The sequence below is a fragment of the uncultured Photobacterium sp. genome, assembly GCF_947039875.1.
GTDB lineage: Bacteria > Pseudomonadota > Gammaproteobacteria > Enterobacterales > Vibrionaceae > Photobacterium.
Window position 1 is genome coordinate 51,434 of the sequence record NZ_CAMRAN010000013.1, and the last position, 21,684, is coordinate 73,117.

The 21,684-nt window shown below is 38.2% G+C and carries 23 protein-coding genes; 9 read left to right on the forward strand and 14 right to left on the reverse strand.

Going from position 1 to position 21,684, the window contains the following annotated elements; all coding sequences use genetic code 11:
* Positions 1–90 precede the first annotated feature (90 nt).
* The 4 genes from Q0V26_RS06765 to pheS all read right to left on the reverse strand — a co-directional run bounded on the left by Q0V26_RS06765 (position 91) and on the right by pheS (position 5,505).
* Positions 91–1,152, reverse strand: coding sequence for a succinylglutamate desuccinylase (locus Q0V26_RS06765; RefSeq protein WP_297479680.1), 1,062 nt, complete (start codon positions 1,150–1,152; stop codon positions 91–93).
* A 195-nt stretch (positions 1,153–1,347) separates the two neighbouring features.
* Positions 1,348–1,644 (reverse strand): integration host factor subunit alpha, encoded by a 297-nt coding sequence (gene ihfA, locus Q0V26_RS06770; RefSeq protein WP_036795089.1) that lies wholly within the window; start codon positions 1,642–1,644, stop codon positions 1,348–1,350.
* 457 nt (positions 1,645–2,101) lie between these two features.
* The gene (pheT, locus tag Q0V26_RS06775) at positions 2,102–4,501 is read right to left on the reverse strand and encodes a phenylalanine--tRNA ligase subunit beta (protein WP_297479691.1); all 2,400 of its coding nucleotides are present in this window, start codon (positions 4,499–4,501) and stop codon (positions 2,102–2,104) included.
* Between the two features lie 20 nt (positions 4,502–4,521).
* Complete coding sequence (gene pheS, locus Q0V26_RS06780) at positions 4,522–5,505, reverse strand: phenylalanine--tRNA ligase subunit alpha (protein ID WP_297479693.1); 984 nt, start codon at positions 5,503–5,505, stop codon at positions 4,522–4,524.
* A 294-nt stretch (positions 5,506–5,799) separates the two neighbouring features.
* Here pheS and Q0V26_RS06785 point away from each other — a divergent pair, with 294 nt between their 5' ends.
* From Q0V26_RS06785 to Q0V26_RS06795, 3 genes are all read left to right on the forward strand, one after another.
* Positions 5,800–6,072 carry a hypothetical protein gene (locus Q0V26_RS06785; RefSeq protein ID WP_297479696.1) on the forward strand — a complete coding sequence of 91 codons (273 nt, stop codon included), beginning with the start codon at positions 5,800–5,802 and terminating at the stop codon, positions 6,070–6,072.
* 176 nt (positions 6,073–6,248) lie between these two features.
* Complete coding sequence (locus tag Q0V26_RS06790; RefSeq protein WP_297479699.1) at positions 6,249–6,500, forward strand: phenylalanyl-tRNA synthetase subunit alpha; 252 nt, start codon at positions 6,249–6,251, stop codon at positions 6,498–6,500.
* Positions 6,501–6,653: 153 nt separating this feature from the next.
* The gene (locus Q0V26_RS06795; RefSeq protein ID WP_297479701.1) at positions 6,654–7,136 is read left to right on the forward strand and encodes a GNAT family N-acetyltransferase; all 483 of its coding nucleotides are present in this window, start codon (positions 6,654–6,656) and stop codon (positions 7,134–7,136) included.
* A gap of 109 nt (positions 7,137–7,245) precedes the next feature.
* Here Q0V26_RS06795 and rplT read toward each other — a convergent pair whose 3' ends face one another.
* The 5 genes from rplT to yqfB form a co-directional block, all read right to left on the reverse strand.
* Positions 7,246–7,599, reverse strand: a complete 354-nt coding sequence (rplT, locus tag Q0V26_RS06800; RefSeq protein WP_036795101.1) for a 50S ribosomal protein L20 — start codon at positions 7,597–7,599, stop codon at positions 7,246–7,248.
* A gap of 45 nt (positions 7,600–7,644) precedes the next feature.
* Positions 7,645–7,839 carry a 50S ribosomal protein L35 gene (rpmI, locus tag Q0V26_RS06805; RefSeq protein WP_005367387.1) on the reverse strand — a complete coding sequence of 65 codons (195 nt, stop codon included), beginning with the start codon at positions 7,837–7,839 and terminating at the stop codon, positions 7,645–7,647.
* Between the two features lie 101 nt (positions 7,840–7,940).
* Positions 7,941–8,492 carry a translation initiation factor IF-3 gene (infC, locus tag Q0V26_RS06810; protein WP_080156593.1) on the reverse strand — a complete coding sequence of 184 codons (552 nt, stop codon included), beginning with the start codon at positions 8,490–8,492 and terminating at the stop codon, positions 7,941–7,943.
* A 3-nt stretch (positions 8,493–8,495) separates the two neighbouring features.
* Positions 8,496–10,427, reverse strand: a complete 1,932-nt coding sequence (thrS, locus tag Q0V26_RS06815) for a threonine--tRNA ligase (RefSeq protein ID WP_297479731.1) — start codon at positions 10,425–10,427, stop codon at positions 8,496–8,498.
* A 200-nt stretch (positions 10,428–10,627) separates the two neighbouring features.
* Positions 10,628–10,954, reverse strand: a complete 327-nt coding sequence (gene yqfB, locus Q0V26_RS06820; RefSeq protein ID WP_297479734.1) for a N(4)-acetylcytidine aminohydrolase — start codon at positions 10,952–10,954, stop codon at positions 10,628–10,630.
* Positions 10,955–11,200: 246 nt separating this feature from the next.
* Between yqfB and Q0V26_RS06825 the strand changes: the two genes are divergently transcribed.
* Together Q0V26_RS06825 and Q0V26_RS06830 are read left to right on the forward strand one after the other, a co-directional pair.
* On the forward strand, positions 11,201–12,070 hold the full coding sequence (locus Q0V26_RS06825) for a fructosamine kinase family protein (protein ID WP_297479736.1): 870 nt from the start codon (positions 11,201–11,203) through the stop codon (positions 12,068–12,070).
* 163 nt (positions 12,071–12,233) lie between these two features.
* Positions 12,234–12,437, forward strand: coding sequence for a CPXCG motif-containing cysteine-rich protein (locus Q0V26_RS06830; protein ID WP_297479739.1), 204 nt, complete (start codon positions 12,234–12,236; stop codon positions 12,435–12,437).
* Between the two features lie 5 nt (positions 12,438–12,442).
* Here the strand turns inward: Q0V26_RS06830 and Q0V26_RS06835 are convergent, their stop codons facing one another.
* Positions 12,443–13,048 carry a riboflavin synthase subunit alpha gene (locus Q0V26_RS06835; protein ID WP_297479742.1) on the reverse strand — a complete coding sequence of 202 codons (606 nt, stop codon included), beginning with the start codon at positions 13,046–13,048 and terminating at the stop codon, positions 12,443–12,445.
* A gap of 227 nt (positions 13,049–13,275) precedes the next feature.
* Between Q0V26_RS06835 and Q0V26_RS06840 the strand changes: the two genes are divergently transcribed.
* Genes Q0V26_RS06840 through Q0V26_RS06855 form a run of 4 tightly spaced genes read left to right on the forward strand, consistent with a single transcriptional unit; the run spans position 13,276 to position 16,496 of the window.
* Positions 13,276–13,941: a riboflavin synthase subunit alpha gene (locus Q0V26_RS06840; protein ID WP_297479747.1), complete on the forward strand. Its 666-nt coding sequence runs from the start codon at positions 13,276–13,278 to the stop codon at positions 13,939–13,941.
* Positions 13,938–14,972, forward strand: coding sequence for a glycosyltransferase (locus Q0V26_RS06845; RefSeq protein WP_297479749.1), 1,035 nt, complete (start codon positions 13,938–13,940; stop codon positions 14,970–14,972). The genes Q0V26_RS06840 and Q0V26_RS06845 overlap by 4 nt, the downstream gene beginning before the upstream one ends.
* A complete protein-coding gene (locus Q0V26_RS06850) occupies positions 14,965–15,345 on the forward strand; it encodes a GtrA family protein (protein WP_297479751.1) in 381 nt (126 codons plus the stop codon). Before Q0V26_RS06845 ends, Q0V26_RS06850 begins: the two co-directional genes overlap by 8 nt.
* Positions 15,342–16,496: a hypothetical protein gene (locus tag Q0V26_RS06855; protein ID WP_297479754.1), complete on the forward strand. Its 1,155-nt coding sequence runs from the start codon at positions 15,342–15,344 to the stop codon at positions 16,494–16,496. The genes Q0V26_RS06850 and Q0V26_RS06855 overlap by 4 nt, the downstream gene beginning before the upstream one ends.
* A gap of 114 nt (positions 16,497–16,610) precedes the next feature.
* On the opposite strand, the gene Q0V26_RS06860 is transcribed toward Q0V26_RS06855, so the two are convergent.
* Genes Q0V26_RS06860 through Q0V26_RS06875 form a run of 4 tightly spaced genes read right to left on the reverse strand, consistent with a single transcriptional unit; the run spans position 16,611 to position 21,683 of the window.
* On the reverse strand, positions 16,611–17,528 hold the full coding sequence (locus tag Q0V26_RS06860) for a hypothetical protein (protein ID WP_297479757.1): 918 nt from the start codon (positions 17,526–17,528) through the stop codon (positions 16,611–16,613).
* Positions 17,525–18,016, reverse strand: coding sequence for a hypothetical protein (locus tag Q0V26_RS06865; protein ID WP_297479758.1), 492 nt, complete (start codon positions 18,014–18,016; stop codon positions 17,525–17,527). The genes Q0V26_RS06860 and Q0V26_RS06865 overlap by 4 nt, the downstream gene beginning before the upstream one ends.
* Positions 18,017–18,667: a hypothetical protein gene (locus Q0V26_RS06870; protein WP_297479760.1), complete on the reverse strand. Its 651-nt coding sequence runs from the start codon at positions 18,665–18,667 to the stop codon at positions 18,017–18,019. It lies immediately after the preceding gene.
* Positions 18,668–18,677: 10 nt separating this feature from the next.
* Positions 18,678–21,683, reverse strand: coding sequence for a DUF87 domain-containing protein (locus Q0V26_RS06875; protein ID WP_297479763.1), 3,006 nt, complete (start codon positions 21,681–21,683; stop codon positions 18,678–18,680).
* Position 21,684: the final 1 nt, after the last annotated feature.

A 21,684-nucleotide genomic window follows, 5' to 3' on the forward strand; every position in this document is an offset into this window, starting at 1 on the left:
TTACGCTCAAAGAATTAGGCTAAATACCATACATTGCCAATATTATAATGCAAACAAACACAGGAAAAATAGAAACATTAAATTTAATTATCAATATGATGCGTTAGTTCTAGTACAAACTCGAACTTGCTCATCAAAGATTAAATTCGCTTTCTTAACCATTAATGCAGCTCGTTGCCCAAGAATCACATGTCGATTAGGAAAAACGACCGCCTCACCACCAATGCTGGCACTATAAGTTTGATCCCCTTCAATTGCAAAGTCATCACCTTCTGCAAAAAAAGTAAAATTGGCGACATCGTCATTAAAGGTAAAAGAGAAATCATCGCGATGTTTAATAATAGTGCGACTGACTTGATACACCTCAACTTCACTTGTCCAAATAATAGGTAAAGCAGCACCAGTAATTAATTGCAGCATTGCATCTCTAAAAGGTACTAATAACGTAAAATCATTATGCCCAATTTTACCCACTCGCCCGAGTTCTACTGTAAGTGCCTGTGCGCCATGATATTCAGCACTGTACCAAGCAAAAGTTGGTGACGGCGTATTAGATAACAATACCGCATCGAGTTTTGCATGATGAATGAAACTAAATAATTTATTACTGCGGGTCTGTTTATCGGTATAAGGGCTAATAGCAAAGGTATCGTGTTGTGAAGGGCGAATAGCGCAATGCAGGTCAAGATGCCATCGCTCAGGCTTTATGGCAATAGAAGCACCATAGAAACTATTAATGGCCAACTGTAACGCATTTGCAATGCAACATTCATTATTGCGTTCAGGATTTCTTACTTGGAACAAACGATTCATATTTTCAGTCATGAAACGTTGCTGATAATTAACAGCCTCAGGGTGAGCAATAATTAACAATAATCGGTGTATTGGCTGAATATGGCCAAGTAATATGCTTGAGGCAACTTGCTGAATAAGTTCTATTGGTGATGTCTCATCACCGTGGATACCAGAAGACAAAATAATGTCTTTTGCATCACAAGATAGCTCTCTTGGCGTGATCTGTAATACACCACGGTACAATAGCTGACAATGTAGTCCAGAATCTAAAGTCCATTCGTCAGCTATAAACGGTTGCGAGAAATCACACGCCGCATCAAGAAATCGCCCTCGTTTGATCTGCTCAATTAATGTCATCACTACCTCCATGTTAATTATTTAAGTAATCCTCAGTATTTACTCTTATGTCATCCTGATTATAAAAATAATATCGCCTCTATTTTTAAAATATAGTGGCAAAGTCAACACAATCGTAAAAATAAGATAATAAAAAACCCAAGTAAAAATACATCTACTTGGGTTTCGGTTCGGATCAGCAAACTTGCGAAAGATTTATTTATTAACTTCTAAACTTTCGACACGCGCCTTAAGCTTCTGACCAGGACGGAATGTAACGACACGGCGGGCTGAGATAGGAATATCTTCCCCTGTTTTAGGGTTTCTTCCAGGTCTCTCATTTTTGTCACGCAAATCAAAATTACCAAAACCAGATAATTTAACTTGCTCACCATTTTCTAGAGCCTTCCTAACTTCTTCAAAGAAGACTTCCACCGTATCCTTGGCGTCCCGTTTGCTTAATCCAACATTTTCAAACAGGTTCTCAGCCAAATCGGCTTTTGTGAGCGCCATAGATAACTCCCTCAAGACTATGTTGAATAGATAGTGTTCATACCTACAATATAAAAAGTATGCCACTGTGAATAAGGTATATGTTAATTAGAGATGTAATTTAAAACATTCAAAACTACGGGACTATATTATCCCTCTCACTATTAACTAGACTCAGTCTAAGCCAACTCGCTGATTTTCGCCAACTTTTTTACGTTAACTTCATGTCAAATAACTCCACTTTAGTCGCTAAACTTTACTATAACAATGCATCTAGTTGATCTTGTTTTTATACTCAACAGTGTTAAATCACTAAAAAATAAGCAATGCGTAGTTTAAAACTCTAATTCATTGCGTACAATTAGAAAATATAACTATTTATCAAACTGTTATTATTTTTTAGATCTAGATCAAAAAAAAGCAGCCCGTAAGGACTGCTTTTCGAAAACAAAGACTTAAAATTAATTATGATGTTTTTTTAATCACGAAGTGATGCATCAAATTTTTCAGCCAATGCATTAACTATACTTTCTACTGCCGCTGCAATATCGGCTTCTTCTAATGTACGTTCAGCTGATTGTAACGTTAACGCAATTGCAAGACTCTTCTGACCGTCATCAACACCTTTGCCGGTGTAAACGTCAAACAGATTAACCGCTCTTAATAACTCGCCACCGTTATCACGACATGCTGCAATAATATCATTCGCAGCTACGTCATTATTAACAACAACAGCAATATCACGACGGTTAGCAGGGAACTTAGACAGTGCTACTGCTTCTGGTAAGTCACGCTTATTAATAGCATCCCACTCAACTTCAAACGCAATAGTACGGCCATTAAGACCAAACTTACGCTCAAGCTCAGGGTGAACAGTACCAATAAAGCCAACTTCACGCTCAGTTTCAAGACCAGCATCAACAACAATCGCTGCTGTTTGACCTGGGTGAAGTGCTGGGTGTTTAGCAGCTTTAAAGCTATAACTATCTTTTGCTGTTAGCTCAAGAATGGCTTCTAAATCACCTTTAAGATCAAAGAAATCAACAGTATTAGTTTCAATGTCCCAATGCTCATCACTACGCGTACCAGCAATAACACCGGCAAGCATCATATCTTGACGCATACCGTTTTCAGCATTTTGCTCTGGTACAAAACGTAAACCAGCTTCAAACAAACGTACACGTGACTGTTGACGCTTCTGATTGAACACTACTGTATTTAGTAGGCCAGTCCATAGGCTTAAACGCATTGCTGACATGTCCGCAGAAATTGGGAATGGCAGAATCAATGGCTCAATTTCAGGCACGATAAGTTTTTGTTGCTCAGGCTCTACAAAGCTGTAAGTAATAGCTTCTTGGAAACCACGGCCAACAAGCAAATCACGTACACGTTTAAGCGGTAAATTCGCTTCTTTATGTAAGTTCATGCTAAGTGCAGCAACAGGCGATTGATTAGGGATATTGTTGTAGCCGAAAATACGACCCACTTCTTCCACTAAATCTTCTTCAATTGCCATGTCAAAACGCCATGCGGGTGCCGTTGCTTTCCAGCCAGCATCTGTTGTTTCAACATCACAGCCAAGACGCGTTAGGATTTCTACTACTTCTTCAGAAGCAATAGCATGACCTAATAGACGATCTAATTTAGAACGACGTAATTCAATTGTTGCAGCTTTAGGTAAATCAGCTTCTGATTCAGCTTCAACGATTGGTGCTACTTCACCATCACAAATTTCAACAAGAAGTGCAGTTGCACGCTCCATTGCTTTCATTTGTAGTGTTGCATCAACACCACGCTCAAAGCGATGAGAAGAATCAGTGTGTAGACCGTAGCTACGAGCACGACCACGGATTGCGTCAGGTGCAAAGAATGCACACTCAAGTAGTACGTCTTTAGTCTCAGCATTAACGCCAGAGAATTGACCACCGAAAATACCCGCAATCGCTAGTGCTTGCTTGTTGTCAGCAATCACTAGTGTATTGTCGTTTAACTCCGCTTCGTTGCCGTCAAGAAGAGTAAGCTTTTCGCCCTGCTCTGCCATACGAACCACAATACCACCATCAATCTTAGCAAGATCGAAAGCATGCATTGGCTGACCCATTTCAAGCAATACGTAGTTAGTAATATCTACGATTGCATCAATTGAGCGAGTACCACAACGGCGTAGTTTTTCTTGCATCCATAATGGTGTTTCAGCTTGCGCATTAACATTACGAACAATACGGCCAAGGTAACGTGGACATGCAACAGGTGCTTTAACTTCGATTGAAATCGTATCAGCCGCTGTTGGCGCAACAATATCAAACTGAGGCTCAGTCACTTCAGCGCGGTTCAATACGCCAACTTCACGAGCAAGACCAGCAATGCTTAGACAGTCAGCACGGTTAGCCGTTAGGTCTACATCGATAATAACATCGTCAAGACCTAGGAACTCACGGAAATCAGTACCAAGAACAGCGTCTGCTGCTAATTCCATGATGCCATCAGATTCAATATCAATACCAAGTTCTGTGAAAGAACAAAGCATACCGTGCGAAGGTTGACCACGTAGTTTTGCCTTCTTGATTTTGAAATCACCAGGCAGAACAGCACCAACAGTTGCCACCGCAACCTTGATACCTTGACGACAGTTAGATGCGCCACAAACGATGTCTAGTAGCTCTTCAGCGCCAACATCTACTTTTGTTACGCGTAGTTTGTCTGCGTCTGGGTGTTGAGCGCACTCAACAACTTGGCCGACTTTAACGCCAGTGAATTCACCAGCAACCGCATCAATACCGTCAACTTCCAGACCCGCCATTGTGATCTGGTGAGCTAGTTCTTCGCTGTTTACTGCAGGATTAACCCACTCGCGTAGCCAAGATTCAGAGAATTTCATAGATTTCTAGCCCCTAGTGCTTACTTAAACTGTTTTAGGAAACGTAAGTCGTTCTCAAAGAACGCACGTAAATCGTTAACGCCGTAACGAAGCATAGTTAGACGCTCAACGCCCATACCAAATGCAAAGCCTGAGTATTTCTCAGGATCGATGTTAACTGAACGTAGAACATTAGGGTGTACCATGCCACAGCCTAGTACTTCTAACCACTTACCGTTCTTGCCTTTCACGTCAACTTCAGCTGAAGGTTCTGTGAATGGGAAGAAAGAAGGACGGAAACGAACTTCAACTTCTTCTTCAAAGAAGTTACAAAGGAAATCGTGAAGAATACCTTTAAGCTGAGCAAAGTTTACGTTTTCATCAACTAACATACCTTCCACTTGGTGGAACATTGGCGTGTGAGTTTGATCGTAGTCATTACGGTAAACACGACCTGGTGCAATGAAACGGAATGGCGGTTTGCCGCTTTCCATTGTACGGATCTGAACACCAGAAGTGTGCGTACGTAGCATAAGATCTGGGTTAAAGAAGAACGTATCGTGATCGGTACGTGCTGGATGATCTTCAGCAATGTTTAGCGCATCAAAGTTATGGAAAGCATCTTCAATTTCAGGGCCAGCTTCAGTTGTAAAGCCAAGCTCACCAAAGAAACTTTCAATGCGTTCAATGGTACGAGTCACTGGGTGAAGACCACCGTTTTCAATACGACGACCTGGTAAAGAAACATCAACAGTCTCAGCGGCAAGCTTTGCTTCAAGCTCTGCTCGTTGTAGACCATCTTTACGCTCAACAAGTAATGTTTGTACTACTTGCTTCGCTTTATTGATTTCTTGACCAGCAGTGCGACGCTCTTCTGGTGGTAATTTACCTAGGGCTTGTAGTTGAAGAGTTAAATGACCCTTCTTGCCTAGAAATTGAACTCGAACTTCGTCCAGAGCAACTGATGAATCAGCCTGCTCAATAGCTGCCGTTGCGTTGGCAATAATCTCGTCTAGATGTTGCATCGTATCCTCATCCACCCACAGGTGGCGTCCTTAAGGGAGATATAAAATCGCATAACGATACATACTAAAGAAAGCAGCGTCTAAATCCAAATTGAATCGTAATAAAACAGTAAGTTTGGACGAAAAAAAAACGCCTTTGCCCATTAAAATATGAAATTGTGCTTTTTCAGTACACTGAAAGTAATTTGGATTGACTATAAAACAGATTTCGCACACCTATATTCCATTTTTCTCTATTCCTAAAATAAGCAAAAAAAAGTAAATTTCAGCTATATTTATTTTGGAATAATTATTATGAATACCCAATCTCTTTCAGCCTTAATTAAAATGAGTGGTTTTGCATCCTTACTCTGCTTTGGGCTGGTGATTCTCGGTAATTATGGCATGTTCTCAAGTATGCCAATTGAAATGAAAGATAACCTAGGTAATCAAACACACATCGATTTCATTCATATAATCTACTATGTAGGGTTTAATTTCATGTTTGTTGGTTTCCTTGCTTATTTGCTAGTCGGCCTTAAACATTCACAACAACAAATGAAGGCTTATTTAGCTCAACACCAATAATCACCTTCATTCAATATCCCACTTTTAAACCATAACAAATCATATTATTAAATATAAAAAATATGACCTGTTATGCAATCTAACTCATCTACATTTCAGATATTTTTTATCAATTTTGTTTTAAAATTACTCTTTTCAGTGTAAGTTATGATCAAAATTAATGTTAGGACTCTATAATGAATACTCAAGATCTTGCCGCTCTATCTAAAATTTCAACTATCGCTGCGATTCTTTGTACTATCCTATTACTGCTTGGTAATTACGGCTTAGTATCAGCAATGCCGATTGCACCAGAAGACGGCTTTAACTTTATCAACCTTGTATTCTTTATAGGTTTCAATACGTTATTTGTTACCTTCCTAGCGTTCTTACTTAAGACATTAGCAACAGCAAACAAAAAGCGTAATCAACGTTATGCGCGTGCATAACCGCTAACCACTCGATTCTATTTTTAAAAGCCAGTCATTCTGCTATATAAATGACTGGTTTTTTTATGTCTTGTATTTCTGTATACGCAAAATATGAATTTCAGAATGGTAATAAAATACCAGACCCATTCGTAACAACAGGGACCATTAGCCATGGACATTGATGTAATCACTATCACTGCAGCTTTTGACGTAGAACTCTGCAAAATAATTAAGCAAGTCGGCGCTGAATTTGGGGCGGTAGGTGAAGGGTTTGGCCCATCAGATACTGAAGTGTTAAATATGAGCCACTTTTACCATGATGGTGTCAGTAGTTTATATTTAGTGGCTTTGGTTGATGGCAAGCTTGTCGGTGGCTGCGGTATTGCCCCTTTCAATAACAGTAAAACAACATGTGAACTAAAAAAACTGTTTCTGTTACCCGATGGGCGCAAACTTGGATTAGGAAAAAAGCTTTCCCTTCAATGTTTAGCATACGCACAAACAAAAGGCTTCACAGAATGTTATCTCGATACACTATCGAGCATGCAATCTGCAATCGGTCTATATGAAACATTGGGCTTTACTCACCTTGATATGCCATTAACAGGCACTCAACATGGCGGTTGTGACGTCTGGATGCTAAAACAGCTCTAGAAAAAAGAAATATTTGTTTAGCGAATAGAGAAGAAGAAGAAAAAATAACAACCTATACGAAAAAAGGAGAGCCAAGGCTCTCCTTTTAACATAAAACTAGACTGATAAATTACAGTGCAGCTTTTGCCTTTTCCACAAGAACAGTGAAAGTAGCTTTGTCAAATACAGCAATATCAGAAAGGATCTTACGATCGATTTCGATAGACGCTTTCTTAAGACCGTTGATTAAACGGCTGTAAGACATACCATTTTGACGTGCCGCAGCGTTGATACGAGCAATCCAAAGTTGACGGAAAGTACGTTTCTTCTGACGACGGTCACGGTAAGCATATTGACCAGCTTTAGTAACAGCTTGGAAAGCTACGCGGTAAACACGTGAACGTGCTCCGTAATAACCTTTAGCTTGTTTAAGAACTTTCTTGTGACGTGCACGCGCTTGTACACCACGTTTTACGCGAGGCATAGGAGACTCCTAACTAAAATTAAAAAAATATAAAACTAAAAACGATTAAGCGAACGGAAGCATACGAGCAACTGCAGCCACTTCACACTTAGGAAGGATTGCATTTGGACGAAGCTGACGTTTGTTCTTAGTAGTACGTTTAGTCAGGATGTGACGCTTAGTAGCGTGCTTAAACTTAAAGCCACCAGCTGTTTTTTTGAAGCGCTTAGCTGCGCCACGATTTGTTTTCATCTTTGGCATGAGATGATAACTCCGCATTGTTGATAGTTAATAATCATAGTAATAGGGCGAACAAAAAGCGCTACTAAAAGCAGCGCTTTTTAGCTACTTGAATGCCGTTATTACTTCTTCTTTGGGGCAAGCATCATGGTCATTTGACGACCTTCTACACGATTAGGAAAACTTTCACAGACCGCAATCTCTTCAAGCTCTGCCTTAATACGATTAAGAAGTTCAATACCAATGCCTTGGTGGGCCATTTCACGACCACGGAAACGTAGTGTGACTTTACCCTTGTTGCCCTCTTCTAAAAAGCGACTCAGGTTGCGTAGTTTTACCTGATAATCGCCTTCGTCTGTACCAGGTCGGAATTTAACTTCTTTGATCTGGATTTGTTTTTGATTCTTCTTTTGCTCTTTAGCAGCCTTGCTCTTCTCGAACAGGTACTTGCCATAGTCCATCACACGACAGACTGGTGGCTCGGCATTAGGGCTAATTTCAACTAGATCCACACCAGCGTCAAGAGCAACATTCATTGCTTCTTCAATAGAAACAACACCAACTGATTCGCCATCAAGGCCAGTTAGGCGAACTTCACGTACGCCACGAATTTCTTCATTTAGACGATGCGCGTTTTGCTTAACTGGTGCCTGGGTTCTTTTTCCGCCTTTAATACCTTATTCCTCCACAATATTGAGCTTACGACTGCTAATTTCTTCCTGCATAAATGCAACAAGTTCATCAATCTTAAATTTACCCAAATCTTTACCCTTGCGAGTACGAACTGCTACTACGCCTGCTTCGACTTCTTTGTCACCACAAACGAGCATGAAAGGCACTCGCTTCAAAGTATGTTCGCGGATTTTAAAGCCAATCTTCTCATTTCTCAAGTCCGCATTGACTCTAATTCCACTTTTTTTCAATTTTTCTACAATTTCTTGCACATATTCTGCTTGAGAGTCAGTAATATTCATCACTACAGCTTGTTGAGGTGCCAACCATGTTGGGAAGAAACCTGCATAATCTTCGATAAGAATACCGATGAAGCGCTCTAGTGAACCAAGAATTGCACGGTGAATCATAACCGGTGTATGGCGTTCGTTGTCTTCACCTACATATGTAGCGCCTAGACGCTCAGGTAATGCGAAGTCAAGCTGAACAGTACCACACTGCCATGCGCGATCAAGACAGTCGTGAAGTGTAAACTCGATCTTAGGACCATAGAATGCACCCTCACCTTCTTGAATCTCAAATGGGATATTCATTGATTCAAGCGCGGTAATTAAATCGGCTTCAGCTTTATCCCACATTGCGTCAGAACCTACACGTTTTTCAGGACGTGTTGATAATTTAACAACAATATTGTCAAAACCGAATGTCTTGTAAGTATCATACACCATTTCGATGCAAGATGTAACTTCTTGTTGTACTTGTGCTTCTGTACAGAAAATATGCGCATCATCTTGGGTAAAACCACGAACACGCATAATACCGTGAAGTGAACCAGAAGGCTCATTACGGTGACAAGATCCAAACTCTGCCATACGTAATGGTAAATCACGGTATGACTTAAGGCCTTGGTTAAAGATCTGCACGTGACCAGGACAGTTCATAGGCTTAATTGCGTATTCACGGTTCTCAGAACTTGTTGTGAACATTGCCTCTGCGTACTTATCCCAGTGACCAGAACGTTCCCAAAGCACACGGTCCATCATTAATGGGCCTTTTACTTCTTGGTAATCATATTCATTCAGTTTTTCACGAACAAATACTTCTAACTCACGGAAGATAGTCCAACCGTTGTGGTGCCAGAATACCATACCTGGTGCTTCTTGCTGCATGTGGAACAGATCAAGTTGCTTACCAATCTTACGGTGATCACGCTTAGCAGCTTCTTCCAAACGCGTTAGGTGCGCTTTCAGTGCTTTCTTATCGTGGAATGCAGTACCGTAGATACGTTGCAGCATCTTGTTATCACTATTACCACGCCAGTATGCACCAGCAACGCTTAATAGCTTGAAGTTTTGACAAAAGCCCATGTGTGGAACGTGAGGACCACGACACATGTCAATATATTCTTCATGATGGTATAGGCCAGGACGATCGTCGCGAGCCACGTTTTCATCTAGAATTTCAATTTTGTACGTTTCGCCACGTGCGTCAAACGCATCACGCGCTTCTTGCCAGCTTACGTTTTTCTTCACTACTTGATATTTAGTTTTTGCTAATTCAAGCATGCGCTTTTCAATAACATCAAGATCTTCTTGCGTTAAAGATTGCTCTAAATCGATATCGTAGTAAAAACCGTTGTCAATCGTCGGACCAATCGCCATTTTTGCTTCAGGATACAATTGCTTAATTGCATGACCTAACAAGTGTGCGCATGAGTGGCGAACGATTTCAAGACCATCAACATCATCTTTTACAGTAATGATTTCTAGGCTTGCATCATTTTCAATAAGATCACAAGCATCAACACGAACACCATCAACACGCCCTGCAATGGTTGCTTTTGCAAGACCAGGACCGATTGAAAGTGCGACGTCCATAGTTGATACAGCATCGTCGAATTGACGTTGACTACCGTCAGGAAGAGTAATAACTGGCATTTAAATATCCTTAAACAGTGGTGCCACACACCAAGTAGCACATGTTGAGTTAATAAAGCTTTTAGATAAGCTTTCTATTAATAAAAAATGTTTTTACGTTGATGCAGCAATACTGAGCTACATGCTAAGGTAAAAACAGGGGAACACTATACAAACGGTAACAAGATATTGCAAAGGATCACCCTACTTTTTTATGTTTTCTATTTTACTAGAGCGTAATTCACTACATATAACTTTTCGATACCAGGGTAAATATCGTTAATCACCGCTTTTAACTCAGGTAATGTCATATTTTCTTGTTGTGCATGGAAATCATTTAGGTCATTAAATGCAATTGGCTCAACGGTTAAAATGTTTAAACGGCAGAACCAACGCCCCTCTTCATACGTCGAGACATCAACCGTTGTATCGGGAACATAATAACTTTCCGCTTCATCACGAATAGTAATGGTTTTCTTTCCTGACAAAATATCACTTTCAAAACGTGAGAAAAATGTCATTTCCGTCGGGATTGTAGTCTTGCTCATTATGGTGTCCTTATATTACCGAATATATTTTCGGCATAGAGTAACCACAAATGTTGAAAAGTAAATGAACAATAACACTGCATTTTTAATATAAAAATAATATATCCAATAACTTCAGTGACTTAAATATTGTTAGTTTGTTGATTCGCTAAAATAGCGCCAACTTCACAGATATCTCTAAGTAAAATGAACTAAGATGTTGATAGACAAGTTTTATCTAGTCCAATTTAATGCGTGGAGGATGCTATGTGGCAGGCTATTTCTCACCAGTTGTCGGAAGTACTTGGTCGACAGTTCAAAATTAATGAACGTGAAGTGATTCAAGGTGGCGATGTTAACCAATGCTATTGTGTTAGTGATGGCGAGCAACGTTTTTTTATTAAACTTAATGATAAAGAGCAACTCACTGTTTTTAAAACAGAAGCTGAAAGTTTACGCATTCTCAACGAAGCAAATTGTATGCAAGTTCCACACTATTTTCATCTTGGTACTTGCCGAGACAAATCCTTTCTTGTTCTAAATTATCTTCCCACTAAAGCCATTGATGACGACGCGGGTTATAAACTCGGCCAACAACTGGCTCAATTGCACTTATGGGGTGAGCAAATTGAATTTGGATTTGATTTTGATAATTACATCGGTCTGACACCTCAACCAAATAAGTGGCGCCGTCGCTGGGATAAATTTTTTGCAGAACAACGTATTGAATGGCAATTACAACTTTGTGCCGAAAAAGGACTTCATTTTGGTGATATTGATACAATAACAGCCAATATCGCGCAACGTTTAAGTAATCATCAACCTAAACCTTCATTGCTCCATGGTGACTTATGGCATGGCAATACCGCATTAACCGTCTCAGGACCAATCATCTTTGATCCGGCCTCTTACTGGGGCGATCGTGAATGTGATATTGCAATGACAGAATTATTTGGCGGTTTTCCTGCCAGTTTCTATGAGGGCTATCAATCTATTTATCCATTAGACGAAGGGTATCAAGACCGTAAAGATCTTTATAATCTTTATCATATTCTTAACCACTGTAATCTGTTCGGTGGAGAATATATGGGTCAAGCACAACATATCATTGCCAACCTCATGTTATGGGACGAATAACAGTAATGATCTTATTTGCATCACACCAATACTGTCGCCACTCAGTGCTGGTGTGAGCTAACATAATTATTCATGAAATGACTAATTCATCACGAGGCTCTACAATAATAAACAACACAATGAATTCAACGATACATCTGATTGCTGATATTAAGGATCTGTTATGCACAAATACTCAACGCAAAACGTTAATTGTCCCCATTGCGGTCACACAATCAGTATTCCTCTTGATGCCAGTGCTGGCAGCCAAAATTTTTATGATGATTGCTCTATCTGCTGTAATCCAATTCACTTAACAATGGAAGTTGATGAGCAGCATAAGACAATTAATCTGTTTGTTGATGCTGATGACGAACAAATATTTTAAAACACTTATTTTGTTGCCATTACACGTTCAACCGTGTCTACAATTGCTTGTGTCTGTGGATCAATTTCAATATTAATCACATTATTTACGGTGCGATTTTTAAGATTCGTTCGTTGTAATGTTTCAGGGATCAGATTGACATTAAAGCAATCATTTTCAACCTCACCTATCGTTAGACTGATACCATCAATACCAATATACCCTTTAGTAAAGATATATTTCATTAATTGTGTTGGAGCAGAAAACCACATTTGATGATTATTTTCAGAGATATTCACACGACTAACTGTAGCTGTCGCCGAGATATGACCCGACATTGTATGACCACCAATTTCATCCCCAAACTTTGCAGCACGCTCAATATTGACATAATCCCCTTCTGTAAGCAGACCTAAATTAGTCACTTTTAAGGTTTCTTGCATTAAATCAAACGAAACCAATTGTTGATCAATATGAGTGACGGTCAAACAACAACCATTATGCGCGACAGAAGCCCCTAAGGTTAATCCCTGCATTAAATTTTCTGGTAACCGAATAATATGGGTTTGGAAATTCATTTTTTTATGAATTTTCACTACCTGCGCAATGCCTTGTATAATTCCAGTAAACATATCCATCCTTATTTCTAATTAACTTTAATTGACCTATTATTAAGGTCTTGGGTCACTCAGAGATATTCAATTTAGAACATTCATGCGTTTAATTACGCAACAATTTCGTCGCTATTTTTGTCATTTGCTATTTTTTTACATTAAAGTGACACTTGGCAATACTATAAGCGTATTACTTGCATGACAATAATACCGAACCAACAAATAATACGTATTAAAGGTACGCTATGACCGCTAACACCTCAGCCACTGTTTCACCGTCTTTACAGCACCAACAACCGATTTTACGAATACTACTTATTGGGTTGTTAATGGTCTTATCTGGGTATTATATTTGGGTACTTTATAAAGCTATAACACCCAATGTGAGCATCGCTTATAAGGCTTATTATATAAAAAATCAGACATTATATTGGCAACCAAAACAGCCAAACCTAGCCTTAACATTACCGACTACATTAGAAATAACAAATAATATTCCTAATTTATCTCGTGCGGGTTGGAACATTGAGACTAATAATAATATGCGTGAGCTTACTCAACAAGGTGGCTTATATTTTACGTTACCCACAGCGCCAACGGCCAATGTGAAAATTACATTTACCTTAGCAAAAGCACTGTTACAGTTAAAGCCGATAACATTCACTTTTAACCATCACCAAGGCACATTGTTACCGCAAGATCAAGGTAAAGCCTTGATTGCACAATTACCAAAGCAGCAATTTTTACCTTCGGCACAACAATTACAATCATTGATATTAAATGCACCAACCCCACTACAAGTAACATCAATTAGCATAGTACCTATAGATACCAATACATCTGACACTAATATATCAACTCTGCCACATAACACTGGCCATATTAATCAACACATTGGGAACCAAAAATGAATCAAAAGCCAAACCCACTTGATTATCGTCTATCACTTATAGTGCCAGTTTATAATGAAGAAGTGGCTATCGAACCTTTCTTAAATGCCATTAATGACAAACTGAGTAGTATTCGATCACATATAGATATTGTGTTTATCAATGACGGCAGTAAAGATAATACACAGCGCGTTATTGATAAAATCATAGAACAAGATTCAAGCATCTCATTAATCAATTTTGCCCGTAACTTTGGTAAAGAAGCGGCCATGACCGCGGGCTTAGATTATGTTCAAGGTGACGCTGCAGTTATTATGGATGTTGATTTACAAGATCCGCCAGAAGTGATCCTTGAATTTGTCAAATTATGGCTTACTGGTGACTATGATACTGTCTATGGTGTGCGTGTCGATCGCTCGCAAGATACTTATACTAAGCGATTAACTGCAGGTGGATTCTACCGTTTCTTTAATTTCTTATCCGCTGAAACAACATTACCTGAAAATGCGGGTGATTTTAGATTAATTAATCGCTGCGTAATTGAAACGGTTAAACAGTTACCAGAACGTAATCGTTTTATGAAAGGTTTACTTGCATGGTCATCTCTACGCGCTACTGGCGTTAACTTTCAGCGTCCTGAACGTCTTGTTGGTGATACAAAATTTAATTATTGGAAATTGTGGAATTTTGCCATGGATGGCATTACCAGTTTTACAGCATGGCCATTACGTGTATGGGGGTTTATCGGGTTTGGTATTTCCTTTTTATCTTTTCTCTTTTTAATGTATATAATTATTAGTGCATTAGGTTTTGGTGTGCATACACCAGGCTATGCCTCTACTATCTCAGTAGTACTTTTTCTAGGTGGAATCCAGTTAATCTCATTAGGGATTATCGGTGGATATGTCAGCCGCATCTATACTGAACTTAAACATCGACCAATTTATTTAGTTGAGGATGTATATGGTAATTATAAAAAAAATCCAACACCATCCAAACAAAAACAGAGCCCTTATACAACGTTAAATCAGTCTAACAATCATTATGAATGAGTCTTTTCTAAAACATTTTTGGCAGCTTAACCGGTTTGCCCTTGTCGGATTATTGGCTACTGCCGTGCATTTATCCGTGGTGCGGCTATACTTTTTCCAAATAGGGCATCCGTCTGAATATATAGCTAACATCCTCGGATTTAGTATCGCTTTTTTAGTGTCATATTTTGGTCATCGTCATTTTACCTTTGCTCAAAAAGGCTCATTTTTTAAATTCTTAGCGGTATCTTTATTTGGTTTTTTAATCAATAACATTATCTTGGTAACACTATTACAAACAGCCCACATAAAAGGTTGGGTTGCCGTAACAATTTCAACATTGTGCGTGCCAATTATTACATTTATTTTATCAAAATTCTGGGTCTTTAAATGAATCCCCTATCACTTGTAGACATCCGTCTTACTCGTAAAGACTGGCTAAACCTGATTTTTGCGGTCATTATTAGTCGTATTGTGATCTACGCTCTTGGTCTTTGGGGTGTGAGCATGTTCATGACTGGACATTATGCAGAACAACCATTATTACAAACTGTATGTCGTTTTGACTGTGTGTGGTTTTATCGCATTATTGATGGCGGTTATGATCTTGCTCCACAATGGCTTGAACAAAGAAACGCTGCTAATTGGGCATTTATGCCATTACAACCATTTTTAGGTTGGACATTCTCTCATTTAGCAACGTTTGAAGATCCCATAAATAATTACCGTTTTGGATTAGTCCTTACATCTAACCTTGCGTTTTTATTTAGTATTCCAATGGTATTGATGGCACTAAAACAACTAAAAATTAGTGCGGCAACACGTTCAATTATGGTATGGGTACTATGTTTCTCTCCTTACACTGTATATTCATCTGCAGGTTATACAGAGCCATTGTTTATTGCATTAGTAGCCGGAGTGTTTTTATTTAGCTATCGCCAGCAATGGTTTTGGGTTGCTATTTTAGGCATGCTGGCCGCTGTTACACGTAACTTAGGCGTATTTTTAGTTTTCCCTGTGTTAATCATTGCGATTCAACACTATGGCATACAAAGTTTTTTACGCTTTAAAACGCCGGCATTAAAAGTTTTAACGGCGATTTGGGTCATTCCAATTGGCTTTTTTGGCTTTATGACGTATCTATACTTCCATGTCGGTGATGCTCTGGCATTTGGACATATTCAAATAGCGTGGGGACGTCAGCTAACTAATCCATTCCATTGGATAATCTTTGGTTTTGAAACGGGTGGGCCTAAATTGTACCTCACCATTATGGCACTGCTGGCTTTTGCGCTTAATGTTTACTTAGTCGTTCGTAAATATTATGCCGAAGCACTATTTATGTTTATTTGTTTAATATTGCCACTGTCTTCAAGTCTTAACGCAATGCCACGTTATGCTTTTGGTCTTTATCCGACCTTCCTTGGATTAGCATTATTAATTGAACGTTACCCAAGTATTAAGACGCCAATGCTGTGTATTTTTAGTGCCGCGAGCACCTTTATTGCGATTGGTTTCTTTGGGCATCAATTCTTTACTGTTTAACTTAATACTAGAACTGTCAACTTAACCTAACGGCCTCGATGATCACCTATCGAGGCCGTTTGTTTTTATCCACATAAAATACAATTAAAATAAAATCAATACATTAACTAACAATCAAACAATTACAATTGATGGTTTAATCACTTTGTCTGTTTTAGTGTTGATATAGCCATAAAGTAAGATATTTTGAATACTTCCACTCATATTTTTACTACTGTTATGTTTAATATGAGATTGAGTGTCAAACTTATCATCGACTTGAACGGGTTGAAGTTCAAACATTGGGTAAGCGAGTTTAAAACGATTAAACAGCAACTCAAATAATCGAATAATACTCTCTTGATCAGGATTATTACCGTTTACTACTTCACTCTTAGCATAATCCCATAAATTTGAGATATTCTTCTCTTGAATACCACATGCTATCAATCCTTTTATACTACTATCTTTAAATATCCCCTCTGTTGAGAGTTTTGTTTGAGCAGAAAGACCATCATAAATATCTTTAATACGTAAATCTTCTTCAAAAGAATATCGGTAAAACACAATTTTCCGATCTTGCTCTTGATATGATTGATTAAGCGAATCAAATTCAGACTTTAAGTTTTGATACTTATAATTAACGTCAGATAAACGCTGTTGCTTTTGGGTTAAGTCAGACTTAATAGACGATAGATTCGCCTCTAATTTTAGAGTATCTTGATTTAATGTTGAGATAACATGCTTACTTTCATTTAACGCTGTTTCTTTCAAACCTAACAATGAGTTAAGCTTTTCAATGAACGCTTTCATTTTTTCATTCTCATCAGATAATTTATTTACCTTGATTTCTAAGTGCCGTTTCTCACCTTGTAATTGGTCGATTAACTCAGGACCCGCCTTAGCTAAGCCTTCAATGATTTGTATTTCTGTCGATATCGTATTTACTGGCTCAACGATGATTTGACGAATTTTTTCATTTACATCTTCATCGTCCAATAACAACAACAAACACTGCTTTAACGTTAATTTATCAAGCGAGACTTCACTCATTGCTGAGTACCTCGTTTAAATTCCCTAGTTGCCTTACGATAATAATTTTGTAGGCTGCCACTGCTCATTGTTTCTACCGCTATTATTTCTTTTTTAACTGAGTCTTTCTCTTTATTATGGCCTTCTTTAACTCTATTATCATTGGTATTCAATTTAATTTTTGGTTCACCAAAAATTTCAGGATATAAAAAAACTTGAGCATTACTTAGCTCTGAAGTATCAATGATCCCTTTCAAATCATTCGAGTTATTTTTAAACGTATCAGAAATTAACAGCTCGGGATCAACCATAAATGACTCATCATCTGAAATAATCAATAATGCCAGAGTTTCGCCATTAGCATATTCAATTTTTTCTTTAAATCGTTGCCAATACGTATCAACTGTTATCCAGTCTTCTCCTGAGAAGCGAATAACATCTAGATCACCATTGATAATTCGGCTTGTCATTACCCAATTATTTCGTACTTGAATAAAAAAATCGGCCATTTATTTACTTAGCCCCATCACTTTTTCCTCTATTTTATCAAGTGATAGTTCAGGCTCTAGTTTTTGATAAGCCTCAACCAATGCACTGCTGTGTTTATTTGTTTCATCAAGCGTTAGCTCATCATTAAGATACAAATCATAGTCATCAAGATTTAATTCCTTTTCTTTATATACCTTAATTGTTTCTATAATTTCGTTCACTTCAAGCTTTTGAGAAGCAACTATTGCCATGAATTCAGGAGTCACAGTCGCATTTAATTTTTCATTAATCCCTTTCAATGTAATAGACGCACCTATTGAAGAGCGTGCTAATAATTCTTTATCGTTAAGGCGATCAAACTTCTCTTTATCAAACAGCACATTATTTTTTAAATGATCAATGTACTCATTGATTGAATCAAAATCTTCTGATTTTTTATCACTTAATATCGCACGCTCGCCTAACTCTTCCATGGTATCTTCTGGTCGAATAATACCTAACGATATCCCAACGCCTTTAATTGCATCGGACACTTTGGCTGCCAAACTTACACCTAAGCTAACAATACTCGTAGCTACACTAGCAATACCACGGCCAATATTTGAAACCGCACGACTGATAGTGCTACACGCACTACTTACAAAACTACAAAGACTACTAAATAATCCCATCATCATTTCCTTATTTTAATTTCTTGTTGGTTGTAAATGCATCATTTTGATCAAGAGTAAAAGATACTTCATGATTTTCAGTTATATTAAAAAGAAACATAGCTAAATGCTCACTTCTCGTTTTAAATTGTTTTTTATCTTCTTTGCTCTCTCCAATCGGTTTGTAGCAAGTAGTCAAAATATATTGATGCATAAATTCAAGGCCAAAATCTTGAAGGTAATTACGCAATATACTATTGGATTTTCTATTCTTAATCGTATTAATCCAAGCTAATGTCGGATTACCTTGTAGAATGTCTTCAACAACTTCCACGGATGGTCTGGTTTCTAACAACTCTAATCCTTGAATAAGTCCTGACTTATAGTTATCCGCATAATATTGCAATGCTGATATTCTAATTTCAGCAGGTTCAACATCTGACTCTTCGGTAGTACTAATAAACTCTTTTATTTGCACTTGTAGCGGTTTAGTCATACCTGAACTGGATAAAATCACGCGCCCCGGCTCAAGGTTTGATAAGAAATCTTTTTGCTCATCCGATAATGCCATTGTATTACCCACAGCTTCTTTATCATCTTGAGCAAATAACTTATGGATAATTTTAGTATTGGTATTTTTTAGCACTTCAGGCGTAAGTTTATTTGGGATTTGATCAACAATAATCAGTGACTCTCCATATTTACGCACCTCTGCCAGCATATCGGAGAAAGTTTCAACCCCTCTCTTCTTATTCGAACTATCTCCCGCTTCATATTTAGATAACAAGCGGTGGGCCTCTTCAATTAAGGTTATATGTCTAAATTTCTCGCCACGCTTTCTATATTCTTCGTGGTTCGCTCGTACCGCTTCATTTAAATTGGCCAACACAAAGCCCATGATAAGAGATTTCTCACTTGGGTTACGGAGTTCCTCTAGTTCCAATATGACATTACGCTGCGCTAATTCTTTAAAGTTGATGGATCGTGGTGTATTCAGCATTTGGCCCTTAGATCCAATTAACAAGCCTTGCAATCGTGCTTTTATCGAACCGATGTAATCTTGTTTTAACCGGTCATCGAACCCTTGCTCTTTAACGACTTCTTCAGTCATTGCGATCAAGTCCGCTAATGTAGGAAAAGCATAAACCCCGGAGGCAAATGGGTCTTCATACTGACTATTTTTTGAATTGGAAATATTCCATCCTTTGACTTCATAGCAACGATAAATAGCTGCTTCAATTAACTGTGGGATCGCCGCTTCCATATCAAAAGCTGATTCAATACTCGCCTTGATCATATCCACTCTTGAAGTGATATTTTCATGTGGAAAGAATTCAAACGGGTTTAACCTAAATGGGGCAACATTATCATTCCCTAACGTAAAAATAAGGATATCTCTATGCTTTTTGGTTAATACTCGATATTCTGTTTTAGCTGGTTCAATCACTAAAAAAGGCATTTTCGCAGAATTTAATATTCGATGACAGGTGGTTGTTTTACCACTGCCCGTTACGCCTGCAATAAATGTATGCTTATCAAGATCACGTTTATCAATACTTATTTCCGTTTTTTGCTTCAAACCACTTTTAATCAAATTACCTAAAAATAATTTGTTATCGTCCGTCATTTTTTTAGTGATGTTCAAACCAAACTCCACTTCCTCTTTCAAGGTAAGACCTACCACCTCTTTTTGTGGTAAACCCGCAACAACACTTAATTCATTAGTGGATAACCAGTTACAGGAATACTGGTTAAATGGATTTTTAGACATCAAAAGATTAAATTGATGCGTATTTTTATCTTGGTTTGCAGTCCCTCTTAATGCTGGAAATTGAAAGTTTTTAAGCGTTGTAATTTCATGGTTCACCGTGACCTTTTTGAGTGTCAACGGTGATTTATTCGCTTCTTCACCTGAAAATATGGATCGAGCCGTATTACCTAATTTTAAAACACTGGCTTCTGAATTCGATAGCAAATAAATATTAGAAAGATATAGCCCTTTGTTTTTACCAATCTGAATACGCTTAAGCAGCACGTCATCAATATAGTTCACCCACTCTTGCACAGCTTTATCTGAAAACTCACGAGACTCACTTGATGATGTTCCCGTCTGTTTTGAGGTATTAGTTCCAATATTTTTAGCCGTCGATGTAGACTCTGAAGTGCCTTTGGTTTTTGACTCATTACCACTTCGATGATTATTATGATCCGTCTCAGAGGAACCTTGAGACGTTCCGCTATTGGAGCCAGAGCTGCTAGAACCTGAGCTAGTTCCTTTATTAGTGCCCGTAGTAAAGCTCACAGACTTACCCGTATTTGTACTAATACTCGTTCCGTCATTCTCCCCTGTAGTTTTCGTGGTACTCGACCCTTCACTTGTCCCCTTAGTGTCCGCGCTATTCTCTCCACTTTGAATACTATTTTTAGACAATGGTAGCAATTTGTCATAAATTTCATGCAACTGGCTTTCAATCTTATTCACATCAGATAAAGACAATGGATCAGCAAGCACAGCAAGACAGAATTGATCGCCACTCATAATATCAACTAAGCGATCTACCCCTTGGAATTGTTCATTATCTTCAAGAACACTAGGAACACCTTCAAGTTTAGATACTTTAGAAAAACACGCGACATCGTCCTTAACTTGTTGTCGCTCTGCTTTGCTTAGCTTCTCAATTACACTCCCTCTAAAGTTACCTTCTAAAGAGGGTTTTAATATACTCTCACCAATATCATCGACATCCAGTGATAATGTACCTTTGTAGCGCTTGTCTTTTGCGATCCCAAATAAAAACTTAACGCTCTCACCATCACCAATTAATAGATACAGAAATAGAATACCGTCAATGTGCAGCGAGTTTAATACGTTTTCAAACGCTTCTTTTCTTGGTAACTCTTCATCAAAAGTCACTTCTTTAATGTGATAAAGCGAAAATTCATGTTCAGCAAGCAGAAACGGTTTTTCTATCTCTGGTGTCGAAATAGATAACGCATTATCATTGCATTTTAATAATTCAATTAATGATTTTGACATC

Coding starts and splice junctions, on each gene's coding strand:
- Q0V26_RS06765 (WP_297479680.1), bottom strand. CDS start 1,152: ATGACATTAATTGAGCAGATCAAACGAGGGCGATTTCTTGATGCGGCG.
- ihfA (WP_036795089.1), bottom strand. CDS start 1,644: ATGGCGCTCACAAAAGCCGATTTGGCTGAGAACCTGTTTGAAAATGTT.
- pheT (WP_297479691.1), bottom strand. CDS start 4,501: ATGAAATTCTCTGAATCTTGGCTACGCGAGTGGGTTAATCCTGCAGTA.
- pheS (WP_297479693.1), bottom strand. CDS start 5,505: ATGCAACATCTAGACGAGATTATTGCCAACGCAACGGCAGCTATTGAG.
- Q0V26_RS06785 (WP_297479696.1), top strand. CDS start 5,800: ATGAATACCCAATCTCTTTCAGCCTTAATTAAAATGAGTGGTTTTGCA.
- Q0V26_RS06790 (WP_297479699.1), top strand. CDS start 6,249: ATGAATACTCAAGATCTTGCCGCTCTATCTAAAATTTCAACTATCGCT.
- Q0V26_RS06795 (WP_297479701.1), top strand. CDS start 6,654: ATGGACATTGATGTAATCACTATCACTGCAGCTTTTGACGTAGAACTC.
- rplT (WP_036795101.1), bottom strand. CDS start 7,599: ATGCCTCGCGTAAAACGTGGTGTACAAGCGCGTGCACGTCACAAGAAA.
- rpmI (WP_005367387.1), bottom strand. CDS start 7,839: ATGCCAAAGATGAAAACAAATCGTGGCGCAGCTAAGCGCTTCAAAAAA.
- thrS (WP_297479731.1), bottom strand. CDS start 10,427: ATGCCAGTTATTACTCTTCCTGACGGTAGTCAACGTCAATTCGACGAT.
- yqfB (WP_297479734.1), bottom strand. CDS start 10,954: ATGAGCAAGACTACAATCCCGACGGAAATGACATTTTTCTCACGTTTT.
- Q0V26_RS06825 (WP_297479736.1), top strand. CDS start 11,201: ATGTGGCAGGCTATTTCTCACCAGTTGTCGGAAGTACTTGGTCGACAG.
- Q0V26_RS06830 (WP_297479739.1), top strand. CDS start 12,234: ATGCACAAATACTCAACGCAAAACGTTAATTGTCCCCATTGCGGTCAC.
- Q0V26_RS06835 (WP_297479742.1), bottom strand. CDS start 13,048: ATGTTTACTGGAATTATACAAGGCATTGCGCAGGTAGTGAAAATTCAT.
- Q0V26_RS06840 (WP_297479747.1), top strand. CDS start 13,276: ATGACCGCTAACACCTCAGCCACTGTTTCACCGTCTTTACAGCACCAA.
- Q0V26_RS06845 (WP_297479749.1), top strand. CDS start 13,938: ATGAATCAAAAGCCAAACCCACTTGATTATCGTCTATCACTTATAGTG.
- Q0V26_RS06850 (WP_297479751.1), top strand. CDS start 14,965: ATGAATGAGTCTTTTCTAAAACATTTTTGGCAGCTTAACCGGTTTGCC.
- Q0V26_RS06855 (WP_297479754.1), top strand. CDS start 15,342: ATGAATCCCCTATCACTTGTAGACATCCGTCTTACTCGTAAAGACTGG.
- Q0V26_RS06860 (WP_297479757.1), bottom strand. CDS start 17,528: ATGAGTGAAGTCTCGCTTGATAAATTAACGTTAAAGCAGTGTTTGTTG.
- Q0V26_RS06865 (WP_297479758.1), bottom strand. CDS start 18,016: ATGGCCGATTTTTTTATTCAAGTACGAAATAATTGGGTAATGACAAGC.
- Q0V26_RS06870 (WP_297479760.1), bottom strand. CDS start 18,667: ATGGGATTATTTAGTAGTCTTTGTAGTTTTGTAAGTAGTGCGTGTAGC.
- Q0V26_RS06875 (WP_297479763.1), bottom strand. CDS start 21,683: ATGTCAAAATCATTAATTGAATTATTAAAATGCAATGATAATGCGTTA.